Here is a 12,663-nt window from a genome sequence, read left to right as displayed (position 1 = left end):
GAGTAAAAAGTATCGACTACTTCTTACTCCTACTTTTTTACTTTCTTATAATCCTTGAGGTGTTTGTCCAAACAATCCAAATAACGAAACCACAATAGAAGCTGCTGCTAAAATAACTCCTACCCCCATCAATACATAGCCTACGTGCATCTTCCCATTTTCAGCTCCTCTTCGTCCAAATAGGAAGAAAAGACCCCCAATAACAATGGAAGCAACGGCCGCAGCAGCAGCAAAAATCATCAGATTGTTTTTTAAACTAGTTGCGGCAGTTTGTAATGCTCTAAAAATATCAACCGCAGCTACTACTTTCGGTTGTGTTAAAAAATTCATTGTAATTGATTCAAACATAAAATTGTTCGCTCCTTTTAGTGTTTAATAATTTCGTCGAAAACAAGCTTTTCACGTTCACGTTGATAGATATATCCTTCTAAGTCCTTGTCTTTTCCCCGTAATAGGTCAAATTGTGCTTTTTCAAGGACTTCTTGTTTCCACTGTGTTTCAGATACACCGCGGCGTTCTAAGATTTTAGACGCGGCTTTTTCAAATGGCATTTTAGCTTTTGCCACTGTGATTCCTCCTTCAGGACAAATAAAAAGACTAGCAATCACTCGCTAGTCTTTTGTAACTTATATTTATTGGATTGTGATCCATCGTGAATCAATTTCTCTTTCGTTCGCTTTTCATCCTTGCTAGATCCAAGAAAAATTATTTTTTTTACGCCATTCTTCTCATAGGGAACAACAATAAATAAAGAATCAGATTTGTTTATAAATTCCCTAACACCAGCTGAATCTACTATTTTGTATCTTTCTAAACCTTTATAGTCTTTTTGCCTCTTGACTGTTATTTGTACAGGATCTGGATGCCATACACTCTCAGAGTATTCCCAGGTAGTCTCGTCTATAATTTTCAAATTATAAACAAGACCACCTACTTCTTCTTTCCACATAGTTCCTGATTTCAATACGCCATTATCTTGATTAGTTTGTTTATTTTTTTCATTACTACATCCGACTAAAATAACAATCATGGCAATCAAGGAAGTAACTACTATTATTAACTTTTTCATTTTATTCATTCTTTCGTTTTTTTATTTTAAATGTATCTCAGAACCGCATAACTAAAAGTTGCTAACACAAGTAATAGTAAGCTGACCGCTGAAATCGTTACTAAATGTGTAGAACCTGTTTTAGGAACAATGACCTGTGGCAAGTTAGGATCAACCCCAATTGTCACAACATTTGTTTTATTAGAAACATTATCTACTGCTACTACGGCTTGGTTATCAATATTTTTTTCTGATTGTAATGGAGTTTTAGCTGTAAATATCAGCTGAATTTCTCGTCCATCTAAAAGATTGTTACTTAAGAAGTCAGCGGAAGCTTCCCACTTCAGCGTTCTTGAATTGCTATCATAGGTTAGTGTGCCTTCAGAAGTAATATCTTTTCCTTTACTCTTATCTATTACTTGCGCAGAACCTTCTTTATATGTCAAACGAGCTTCAATTGGATCTTGAATACTAAATTGTTTGTAGTGATCTGACGCAGCGTCTACGCCTTTTGTGTGCCATTTTTGTGTGACTAGATATTGTACTTCAGATCCTGCGTTTAAAGGAGCTGTCGGCGTACCCTTCTTACCGTCATTTCGTCCGTTTACATCTTTTCCATTTTGTTGTACTTCTTTCACTGGAATTTTAGGGAAATAAACGGTAATGATATTTGTATCCTTTTCTACTTTATTAATGATCGACGTTCCCTGATTTTTGGCTACACTATTTTGATTGGCCAATTCATTGACTTTTACATTGATCACTAATTCGTAAGTTTCGCCGTTATACTTCATTCGATTTTTTAATGTATCAGCTTTCGCTGCATATTTTACCTGGTGTTTTGTTTTGTCATAGGTCACTTCACCAGATACATCGAATTTTTTATTTGTACCACTTTCAACGTGTGCATCGACGTAATTTACTTCTTTTGGTAAATTATCGATTAACTCAAATCGATCGTAAACCGCTAGTAAATCCACTCCTAATCGATTCACCTTCTGTTTGATTCGATATTGAATCGTGTCTCCTACTTGCAACATTTTATCGTTCACGTTATTTCCATTTTTATCAACCCCTGTTTTTTCAGGTTGATCAGGAACAACACTAAAGATTGTCGCAGAAGATAAAGTAAACCAGGTTTGAACATTAGAAGAACCAATCACAAACGTCGGATTTGCTTCAGATATTTTAAAGGACACAGTACCTTGACCAAACTTCGGATCTCCTAATTTATCATGCAAATTATTGAAATCATTATCCGCTTGTGTCAGCTTAGAGCTTCCTCCTGGGTGGCCACCTACCACGTTCAGATTGTTGTAGAAAGATTTAAATTCTGAAAGAACCGTATCTTTTCTGACATACCAATCTGTCGTATTCATTTTGTCATAGTGGGCATATTCTCCTTTAAGATCCGTGCTTTTTCCTCCTGCAGGGTTCAAAGAGTTAAAACTGATAAATGTATCTCCTGAAAATTGAACGGGGCTACCGTCCTCATATGTGGCTACTAGCTGCACATTCATTTGTGTTGAATGGTAAACAATTCCTGAGAAAAGATTGTCTGAGATCCAAAGTACTGTTCTTTTTTTAGATTTACTCATTGCACCATTCGTATTTTTATAGCCATCGTCTCGAAAATGAGTTTTTGTATAGTTGTTATCTAGTAGATTCCACGGCAACGTATCCGAGTATAAGTGAATATTAGATAGAACTAGCTTGATATTGACTTTTTTCCCGTTATACGTACCGATTTTTCCATAGTCAATATTGACTTTGGTGTTGGTTGTTACGCCTTCTAAAACAAGGTTTGTTTCACCGTATTCTTTTTGGAAAGAAGGATAGCGTATATTTTTGTTTCCCTCCACTAATCCTACGTAGTCGTCTGTAAAACCACCTTTGTTGGCATCAACATGATATTTGTAAACTTTTGACGCTCCGTTTACAGTAATATTTGTTTTTGCATTAGGAACATCTTTTGGAATAATAAAATTATTCTTTACGTTCTGGATTGGATTTGACGGATCGACAATAACTTTTTCAGCAAAGACATTGGCTGTTTTTAACCCAAACAATGTACCTAACATCATCATTATGGGAAAAACATATTTTAACCGTCTTGTCCACGAGTGTTTAAAATTCATCCCTTCATCCCCTCTTTTTTATAAATGACTAGTGAAATTCCGACAATAACGATCAAATTGATCGTAGTAAATAATGGATTCCTAATGAGCTTTTCCATAATATCTAGCGGCATGGAAGCAGCTGGTATGTTTAAAATCCTCATTAGGTATAGTTGGTAGCTTGGCAAAATAGATAGTTTAGAAAATAATAAACCGCAGTACAAAAAGACTGCGGTTAAACAAGAAAGATTGAATAATAATAATTTGATCAGTTTCATTTTATTTCTTCCTTAATCTCTAGAAAACAAGTGAGTAACAAAATCCCAACAATTCTCAAAGAAGTTTTTCTTTACGCCAGTAGAAACGATTTTTTTTACTTCTTCTTTAGGTTGCGAAGCTTCTGATTTAGGATAGATCCACACATCCTTTAAGAATTCACCGTTTTTATCAGAAACAGGTGTTAATAGCAAAATATCCTCGCTATTAGAAATGTTTTCAGGACTTGATTCATTGACAATATAATAAGCTTGTTTCTGATTTGCCTGTACTTCTACCGAGAATTCAAAGACACCTGTTTGTTGATCAATTGTCTTTGTTTCTCCATTAGAAACTAGCTTCAATTGATCACTGGATAGTTTTTTCACTCGATCTTTTAATTGGGATTCAATTTGGTCAGTAGTGAGATCCTTAACATCCATCTTTTGTAAAATGTCCGATACATCATAAACAGAAAACTTCGCGCCATTTACTCCTTCTTGTTTTTCATGCCCCTGGTTGTCTAATTGTTCTGAAGAAATAATCTTTTGAACGTGAATGGTCTGTTTGACTATTTGACCGTCTTCAGCAATTTTAGGTTCTTCTGAAGAATCAACTGTTGACGAATCGACGGTTTCATCGCTGCTTTGAATCGTGCTGCTATCTGACGTTTGGATTGTTTGTTCTGTGCTATCCGTGCTTTCTTGTCTGTCTGCAAACGTCAACTGTGTGTAGGCAGTGAAAGAAAAAAGAGCGGCTGCACAAACAAATAGCCATTTTCTATTTCTCATGTTGGTTACCCTCCTTTATTTTTTCTTTTTATAAACAAATAGCGAACCAATGATCATGACTGAAAGAAAAACAGTACTTCCTAAAAGCCATTTCCAAGATAATTTTTGTTTCTTATTTTCTTCATCTTTTAATTCTGATTTTGTAAAGGTTACTCGCTTCCCATACACTAGAAAACGGTGTGTGTTGATCCCCTTAGGCGTACATGTCATTAGCGTTACTCGATCTTCATTGGGATTTGGTTCTAAGTAAGTGACAAAATTTCTTTGTAGTTCGTCTTTTTGCACTTCCTCAATCCGATCGATTTGATAAGCGTGCTGCTCACCATCAACTTTGATATAAAACTTTTCTCCCTTTTTTACTGAAGGTAAATCATCAAAAAGATTATCTTTATAAAGTCCACTATGACCTGCGATTAAAGGATTTTTACCGTTTCCTCCTGTAATATCACCAGTTCCTTCCGTAATACCTACACCATTTTCTAAAATTTTGTCGGACGTTCCGTCATAAATTGGTAGTTTTAAAGAAATACTTGGAATTGTAAGAATACCAACAGGATCGCCTAACTCAATCTTAGCAATATCCAAAGAAGAATCCGTTTCTGCTGCCGTTCCTGTTCGATAGATTGCGGCAATCTGCTGATTTTGTTGGTATTTCGCCACGCTCGCTTCAGCAGGCATCAAAAGTAAGACACCTACAGCTGAAAGTAACCAGAAAGCAATGATCCATTTACCCATGATTCGCTTTTTCTTAGGCTTCCTGATAATCATTGGTTTTGATCCTTCTAGGCTTTCTTCTTAAAGTAAACAACTGCAGAAAGTGCCCCTGCTCCTAGCAACAAGCAAGAGATTAATACATACGTTTGAAAACCGTTGCTACCGGTCATTGGTACGGAAGCTTTTTGATTGTTTTTGATCGTGATTCGGTTTTCTTCTTTGTATGAATCTTTGTCTACTTTGAAAGAGATCTCTTTCGTTAATTTTTGATAGTTTTCAGGCGCTTTTGTTTCTTCCAGTGAATATTCACCTTCAGTTAAACCAGTGATTTCAAAGTGACCTTCTTTATCTGATTTTAGGATCGCTGCATTTGCTACATCGTCTACCCATACTGCTTCTTTGACACCGTCTTTATCCGTATCAACTAATCCACCATAATATTTTCCTTCTGCGTTTTTAGCAGCAAATTCTGCGCCTTCAAGCGGTGTTGCTTTGATTCCTGTTCCAAATAGTCCGCTATCGACTTTTAAGAATTTTGCACCATAAGTCACAACGTCAGCTTTCGTTTTTTCGTGGTGTTCTTCCTGATTAAATGGATTGTTGTTATAAACGAAATCCACGCTATTTGTTAATGGATTGGCAACAGCTGCGCTGTCGTTTACATACATGTTATAAGTCATTTGAAGATCTTGTCCGTGTAAACTTGCTACAGTATCACTTACTTGGCCATTATTCACGATAAAATCGATCACAAAGCCATTTTCTGAATTTTGGATTTTATAATCTGTATTTTCTTTTAATACCACAGATCCATCTTTATTTGTTACTTTGATATTTGCTTTAGCAGCGACATAAGAAAGTCCTTGTCCTGCTGTATCCCCCCATTTAAATACACTGTAAGGAGAAGTTTCGCTTTTCACTCCGTTTACTGTGATACCGTCTGCTCCGCCTGCAATGTCTGTTGGGATATGAATCGTTCCTTGATAATTTACTGCGTCACCAATTTGGAAAGAATGTTCTTGTCCTGTTCCATTTGTTACTGTTTTATCGATCACTGGTGCTTTATAGTTTACGTATGAAGCTTTTAAGTCACTTGTCACGCCATCATTCGTAATTTCAAAGGTTAATTTATTGTGCGCATCGTTGCGAGCGTCTGCGCATAATAAATATTGATCTGCTGTTGGTTCTTTATCTGATCCCACTACAACTTCTGAAGGAACTTCCACAAAATAGTATTTTCCTAACGTCAAATCAGTAGCAGTCAGCTTTCCTTGATCATCCGATACAAGATCTCCTAATTTTGTTCCTTTTCCAGGTTCGCCCTTGTATAACTCAAATTTTGCCCCTTTTAAAGGTGTTTGTTTGCTTTGAGCTGTGCCATCGTCACCAAATTTCGTTAATTCAAAACTCAACTTAGAAACAATATTTTTAGGATATAAGTGAATGTCTTTTAAAAAACCTGAACCTGTATTATCAGTCATTGGCGCAATCACAACCATTGGTTTTGCTTTTTGTGTGACTAATCCAGCAGCGGATTTACTTTCATAAACCACATATACATTCCCTTTGGAATTGACATAGGCTGGTTGATCAGCAAAAGTGATCTCACCATTTTCATCTACAGCTGAAGTAATTTTATTGGTTGCATTCTTGACGTACTCACTGTTAGATCCCTTGTCTTCTACATCTTTAACGATTTCGTCCACTTTCGCGTTGGTTAGATCAGAATCTTCAGTCAGTAATACTTGATCCGTAATATTTCCTAACGTAAACTCAACATCACCATAATCTGCCTTGTTGTATTTCGTTACACCTGTAGGATATTGATCGTGCGTATAACCATCGTTTTTGATCCCGTCAATATCAACATTCAATTGCGTTCCTTGATCGTACATTAATTTATGAACCGTGATATTGACCTTCTCTGGTGGCGTTTTTTGTGTGACATCTTCTGCATATGCTTGATACCCCTGAAAGCAGCTTGCAATGATTCCTAACATTCCAACAAGCATTCCAGCTTTTTTTACATACCGATTTATTGCCATTTTTTTATCTCCTCATTTCATATTTCAACGACTAGCGTTGATTAAAACCTTGTTATTGTAGCTCTCCCTGTACCACGTATCTTTCTTTTCCTTGTGACGTATAAACACAAGTAAACAACGTTAATAAGGGTTTCTCTCCTTTCTTTGGCAAAGACAAGAAAGAGTTCTCTTCAGGAACGCCATCGATTAATTTAAAGTACTCAGGTACGATAAATTTACGCGTTACCTTGTAACGATAGACGCCATCGTTACTAACTAAGTCCATCACCTCCCCTAATGACAACTTTTGAATATCAGAAAATAAAACCCCTGGCATTTCCATGTTATGACCTGCTAGGACATAGTTTCCTTTGCCCATTTCGGCATCTTCATAAAAATAAGTAGCCGCTCCAAGACACAAAGTGTATTGATTTGCCCCTTTAAAAATTGGCAATGCTAAACCAAGTGCAGGAATCTGAATTTGTGCAAATACTTGTTTATTGACGCCCATTTTGATTGCTTCTTTTTGTATGGACAACATTTGCCCCAAAGACATATCATTATTGACGTTCGTTGCATCCTCCTTATAACTCTTTGCGTGTGCATTGATTTGATCTACGGGCATCTTTTTTTCTATATTTTGCTTAAACACCTCTCCTTCATGTTTTTGGTAGCTAACATAGCCAAACACACTGCAAAAGACGATTAAAGCGACTCCTAAAAAACCAAATAACCATTTTTTCATCCATCTGCCTCCTTTCAGACAAAACAAAAAACACTTTTTCACAACGAAAAAGTGTTTTCTCTTATTACTATTCTATTTCATTTATCTGGTGGTTTTATATTGGTGTGTAGCCATTGCTAACATTAAGAATACAATTGGCACCCAACTGATTGTAGTTAATGTTTCTTCCATGAATGATTGACACATGATCGCTAAAAAAGCCCACAAGAATGTTAGTTGTCCGTTTGTCAGCTCACATTTTCTTACGAGCAACCATAAAAAACTAAGCAAAAGAATAATCGATAGAGCAAAACCAATCAATCCATAGTGATTGACGAGTGCGTGATACGTATTATGATTACCTAGAATCTGATTTCCTATATGGAAAAAGAAAGGTTCATCTCTACAAATATTTGTCCTGTTTTTTCGCCTAATGTTTCATAGAATTTGCGCCAAATTTCTTCTCGTCCTGTAAATAAATGAACTTTGTCTGACATTGCAGCAAAATAAGAAATCGGTAAAGCTAGAACCGAAACTGCTGCATACATCCAAAAGGACAAGTGTGTGTTTCGAAAAATCTTCTTAGGTAAAATTTCTAGGATAACGAAGATAACAAGCGCGTATAATGCTGCTTTCGATTGGCAAACCCAAATCGTTGCCCCAGCAAGAATCAACGCTGGTAATGATAGCAATCGCATGTACCATTTTCCAAATGAACTAGCAAATCCTGTGATAAGAAGGGCTAATGTCATTAAAGAACTACCTATCGTATTTGTATTGATCCAAATATCCGTTAAACTGGTTAAATTATCTTGATAGGTTTTAGCTTGTTCCTGAATATGGATTGTTTTTGTTACACCATCTACTTTTTCAGCGATTTTGTCCTTTAGATAACCTTGATAAGCAAAATAACTAAAAAGGAGAAAAACAATGATTACGCCCACGTAAGGATTAAATAAAGTTTTATTGTTTTTATTCATCTATCTACCTTCTATATTTGAATTAATTTAACTACATCTAACCAAGATAAACCACGTTAAATTTTACTATTCTTTTTATTCAATAACAATGCCACATCATAATTGATCATTTTCATATCATAATCGTCAAGAAACTTCTAATAATAGTTGGCAATTAGAACTTATTTTCACATAAGTTCGTCTCAACTGTTCAAAATTTTTCATTGATCCCAATAGACAGGCTTTCTCCTTTCCTGTTATCTGCATGTCACTGATATATTGCATGACAGATAACCTTTTAAGGTGTTTTTGTTTCATCGTTTTTAGTAACTTTTCTTCCATTTCTTTCGACACTTTTTTTCTATTTTCGATTTCTTTACAATTCATGAGTTTTCCTACCTTCCTTGTTTTGATAAAAATAAAAAAGCCTATGATCACATACGCTCTACACTTCACTCTTGGGTTATCTTTTTCTTTCTTTTAACTACTGGCCTTGCTGGTTTCAAATCCTTGATTCCATTATAGGTTCTCCAATAATCAAACTCTTTTCGTAATCTTTCTTTTTCCATATCTGTTCCTTTGGATAAGGCTTTAAATACATCTTTAGGTGAATAACCACGAGCTAACAGCTGTACATACCTTCCTTTTGTCAAAGTATCCATATCCATCGCATCTAAAACTGGTCGCGCCATCTAATTTGCCTCCTAAATAAATTCTTTACTCGATGTCTAATGATAATACTAGCTTTTTATTATTCGTCGTAATTTCTGCACATTCTTCTTCATTATTTTCTGCGATTAACGCATAATAGCATGGTGATTTTACTTCGAAAAATTTCATGATCTATTCCTCCAATTTTTATTCTTCTTTATCCGCTACAAAGTCAATGATTTCAACACTGACAATATAATCACTCAAATATGACCAGGTATCTTCTACAGACAATTCGTCTCCTTTGTCGTTCGTAAGCGTCATTTTAAACCACTCATCGCCTTCATCATCTTCAGGTAGCAAGCCGAATCCAATTGGATTATCAGTCAATGTTTAATCGTATAAATCATCCTCGTCTAATGCTAAAACATCTAATCCTTTACAATTTCCGCCTCTTCTAAACGTCACAAATCCTTTGTAATCCCAACGTTGGAAAGAAACCTTAATAGTATGTGTGCCCAATCGTATATTCGGATCATAATTTTTCATTTGTCATTCCTCCATTACGTAAATTTCATTTTCTCTATGTTTTATATCAATTTTTTCACTTTATTCAGGACTTGTTCATATTTTATCGTTTTTCGTTTACTTAAAAATACATAAAAAATTTCGACTCGTTTATGGCGTCCGAAACGAGAAACCCTAGTAGACAGCGGTAAATGCTCGATTGATCCAATAATCAACGTCCTCGCAAGTATCTACATGTACTGCAGCACACGACACAATTTCTTGTGCGTCCTCCCCATTACGAGAAGACCTACTCCTTATTCCATGAGTTTGCGTTAAAGTCTAGATCCCTTAGTAGCTGCTCATGATTAATCTAGACGCTATTCTAACTTGTCTAACTTCTAAATTCCCTCTTGTTTACTCTGCGCTTATTATTTACACAAATTCATTTCACCACTATCCAAACAAGCGCATTTACTCGATTGACCAATTTTTTACGTTACCAATCGTTAAAACCTACCCCGTCACTCCCCGAAGGGAATTGTTGATAGATCAAGTCTACTCCTTATTTTTCTAGTGACTCTAAGTTCCTTTAGAAGTCTCGACAATATTTTCAAGCAAGCGAAAAACGATAAAATACAAGTTATGAGAATGATCAATTCAGCTGATCAAAAGCCCCATCCCTTTTGCGGTACAACGCAAGACTCCATTTTTTCTTCGACCAATCAGTACACCGTTTTGGTCATAAACATGTTTGATTGTTGGATATAGCTCTTTTAAGGGGATAGGATCTTTTAAAATTATTTGCTTTTGTTTCCCAATGTAATAAATCATTTCCTCTGAGACTTTGTCTTTCTGGATTATATATTTCTTACACTGCACAACGGTTTTACTTTGGCCAGTTGATAGTTTCTTCGTGATTTTCTCTGTAGCGGTACACCGTTTACCGTAGTGACAAATATCTTTGAGACTCAAAATTCCTGTATATGACATAAAATAAACCACCCAATTTCTTTAAATATTTTTAACAAGTTTTTCTTGTTATTTTTCAAAAATAGAGAATTGATTTTCGTTCATGACAAACAAAAAAGAGGGAACGCATCCAAACATGCGTTCCCTCTAATTTCAGCGTTCGTCATACGGCAAAGAGCCACACGGACATTTTTATAACATTATGCTTAGGCATAGATTCATCGTAATATCACGTATTTTTAACCTTAACACAGCCAAAAAAAGTGGTATCACTTTTGAATATCTGTTATACTAAATCCGTTGCGGGTAATACCGTAACACTGAAAGGTTAACGCATTAAGGGCCAAATCTTAATGCCGTGTATGAACGCTGACGAAGGTTACCAGCCTTCCGAGTTCATACCGCCTTTCTTTTTTTTGTATTTTCAATTGTCCAAATTTATCGTCCAAAAGTGCAGAACGAAAATCAATTCATCACAAGCATAGCAGACAATTAAATTTAAAACAACTAAATTTATACAAAAAAATGTAAGCGAATAATATTCGTATTGCCTGAAAAGAAGTAATATCAAGGTTTTTAGCTTTTTTAAAAAATGAAATTACCTCTCTTCGCGTATTATTATAACTAAAAAACAGCAACATGCAAACGTTTGTTCTCTTTTTTGTGTTGGAAATTAATTATTAACTATTAACACTTATGACGTAAAAAGCTACGTTTGTGATTTTTATCATAATATTTTAACTCATAAATTCTATTAAAATAGCTATTTCTTTGTAACATTTGTAATATAATTAGAATAATAAAAAATTTTTAATTTTAATGCTACTCCATGAAGCAACAATCACTTTGTCAGTAATATTTCACTCTAACCAGTCTTTCGTAATAGTTTTTGGGAAGCTTTCAGAATTCAAACGTTTTTCACTTGATACTTTAGCAGCTATTGGTTTTTCGATAAACCAATTTTTTACATAGACAAAAATCAGGTTCTGGATATTTTCGACTTTTTCGGTTTTTAATTTTTGATAGGCTTTTAACAGTGTCGTGTATAATTCTTGTTCTGCATTGACATAATAACTATCGAGTTCTTCAAAAACTATCGAAATACCACTTTCTATTTCAGCTTTTTTCTTTGCATTATGAATAGTCTGGACGGTTTTTTGAGCTTCACTGTAACTTGAAGAAAATGTTTTTATCAAATTTAATACTCGTTCAGGGACAAACGTAGCAATGCTATCGTTTGTCATAATTGTCTCAAAATTGTCTAACAACAATTGATCTTGTAGGCGGTCTTTTTCAGTGTCTATATTGTGTCTATTAGTGTCTAATATATTATTATTAAGTTCTGGTATGATTTTCATACCCTCTGATTTATCAACGTTTTGGCACGGTATGATTTTCATACCCTCTTGAGCCCCAAGGGATTCAGCGTCTGATTTTTCGTCGAGGGTGGGTATGATTTTCATACCCTCTGATTTATCAACGTTTTCCCTATTCTCTCTATCAAATTTTTCGAGTAAGTAGATATCATTTTCTGAGACTTTTAATTCTGCTAGATATAGTCTATTAGGATTATTTTTCCCTAACTGTTTGTTAAATCCCATCTGCTTTTGTAATAATAAACCAAAGGATTCCAACTCTTTTTTGATTGCTATCGCTTTTTGTTTTTGGCAGTTTAATACGCTACATAGTTCATTTGTCGTATAAGTAAAATAAACATTACCTTCTTCATCGATTTGCCGTTTGCTGATTGCGATCTCTAATCTTGCTTTTAAAAGCATATAGGCAATCTTAGTTGAATCTTTCATTTTTTTGTATTCGTCAGAAACAATAAAGACTTTTGGAAATTGATAAAATAACTCGTTGTAAACTCTATCCGCCTTAAAAAAATTAAAATCAGTCAT

14 protein-coding genes and 2 pseudogenes are annotated in these 12,663 nt (G+C 35.0%); all 16 read right to left on the bottom strand.

Annotation, left to right across the window (positions count from 1 at the left end):
* Window positions 1-45 precede the first annotated feature (45 nt).
* Window positions 46-348 carry a hypothetical protein gene (locus tag MKX69_RS12530; protein WP_002295662.1) on the bottom strand — a complete coding sequence of 101 codons (303 nt, stop codon included), beginning with the start codon at window positions 346-348 and terminating at the stop codon, window positions 46-48.
* A 17-nt stretch (window positions 349-365) separates the two neighbouring features.
* Complete coding sequence (locus MKX69_RS12525; RefSeq protein WP_070628995.1) at window positions 366-608, bottom strand: DUF5415 family protein; 243 nt, start codon at window positions 606-608, stop codon at window positions 366-368.
* Window positions 605-1,069, bottom strand: coding sequence for a hypothetical protein (locus tag MKX69_RS12520; protein ID WP_002310966.1), 465 nt, complete (start codon window positions 1,067-1,069; stop codon window positions 605-607). Before MKX69_RS12520 ends, MKX69_RS12525 begins: the two co-directional genes overlap by 4 nt.
* Before the next feature lie 26 nt (window positions 1,070-1,095).
* Window positions 1,096-3,186: an isopeptide-forming domain-containing fimbrial protein gene (locus MKX69_RS12515; RefSeq protein WP_002305225.1), complete on the bottom strand. Its 2,091-nt coding sequence runs from the start codon at window positions 3,184-3,186 to the stop codon at window positions 1,096-1,098.
* Window positions 3,183-3,443 (bottom strand): hypothetical protein, encoded by a 261-nt coding sequence (locus MKX69_RS12510; RefSeq protein ID WP_002314405.1) that lies wholly within the window; start codon window positions 3,441-3,443, stop codon window positions 3,183-3,185. The genes MKX69_RS12515 and MKX69_RS12510 overlap by 4 nt, the downstream gene beginning before the upstream one ends.
* 12 nt (window positions 3,444-3,455) lie before the next feature.
* Window positions 3,456-4,211: a pilin N-terminal domain-containing protein gene (locus tag MKX69_RS12505; protein WP_073460891.1), complete on the bottom strand. Its 756-nt coding sequence runs from the start codon at window positions 4,209-4,211 to the stop codon at window positions 3,456-3,458.
* Window positions 4,212-4,226: 15 nt separating this feature from the next.
* Window positions 4,227-4,979, bottom strand: a complete 753-nt coding sequence (locus tag MKX69_RS12500; RefSeq protein WP_114634640.1) for a class C sortase — start codon at window positions 4,977-4,979, stop codon at window positions 4,227-4,229.
* Window positions 4,980-4,993: 14 nt separating this feature from the next.
* On the bottom strand, window positions 4,994-6,970 hold the full coding sequence (locus MKX69_RS12495) for a pilin N-terminal domain-containing protein (protein WP_341010545.1): 1,977 nt from the start codon (window positions 6,968-6,970) through the stop codon (window positions 4,994-4,996).
* Window positions 6,971-7,022: 52 nt separating this feature from the next.
* Complete coding sequence (locus tag MKX69_RS12490; protein WP_016177598.1) at window positions 7,023-7,694, bottom strand: class A sortase; 672 nt, start codon at window positions 7,692-7,694, stop codon at window positions 7,023-7,025.
* A gap of 81 nt (window positions 7,695-7,775) precedes the next feature.
* Window positions 7,776-8,425: pseudogene (locus MKX69_RS12485) on the bottom strand (EpaQ family protein).
* Between the two features lie 354 nt (window positions 8,426-8,779).
* The gene (locus MKX69_RS12480; RefSeq protein ID WP_002322851.1) at window positions 8,780-9,019 is read right to left on the bottom strand and encodes a hypothetical protein; all 240 of its coding nucleotides are present in this window, start codon (window positions 9,017-9,019) and stop codon (window positions 8,780-8,782) included.
* Between the two features lie 65 nt (window positions 9,020-9,084).
* Window positions 9,085-9,324 (bottom strand): hypothetical protein, encoded by a 240-nt coding sequence (locus MKX69_RS12475; protein WP_002347362.1) that lies wholly within the window; start codon window positions 9,322-9,324, stop codon window positions 9,085-9,087.
* 25 nt (window positions 9,325-9,349) lie between these two features.
* A complete protein-coding gene (locus MKX69_RS12470; protein WP_002293478.1) occupies window positions 9,350-9,472 on the bottom strand; it encodes a hypothetical protein in 123 nt (40 codons plus the stop codon).
* A gap of 18 nt (window positions 9,473-9,490) precedes the next feature.
* Window positions 9,491-9,832 (bottom strand): annotated as a pseudogene (locus MKX69_RS12465) (DUF5406 family protein).
* A 618-nt stretch (window positions 9,833-10,450) separates the two neighbouring features.
* On the bottom strand, window positions 10,451-10,783 hold the full coding sequence (gene traE, locus MKX69_RS12460; protein ID WP_016177599.1) for a type IV conjugative transfer system protein TraE: 333 nt from the start codon (window positions 10,781-10,783) through the stop codon (window positions 10,451-10,453).
* A gap of 839 nt (window positions 10,784-11,622) precedes the next feature.
* The gene (locus tag MKX69_RS12455) at window positions 11,623-12,663 is read right to left on the bottom strand and encodes a replication initiator protein A (RefSeq protein ID WP_149484509.1); all 1,041 of its coding nucleotides are present in this window, start codon (window positions 12,661-12,663) and stop codon (window positions 11,623-11,625) included.

It is taken from the genome of Enterococcus sp. FSL R5-0957 (assembly GCF_038008005.1).
Taxonomy (GTDB): domain Bacteria; phylum Bacillota; class Bacilli; order Lactobacillales; family Enterococcaceae; genus Enterococcus_B; species Enterococcus_B faecium.
This window is presented reverse-complemented; position numbering and strand designations above follow the sequence as displayed.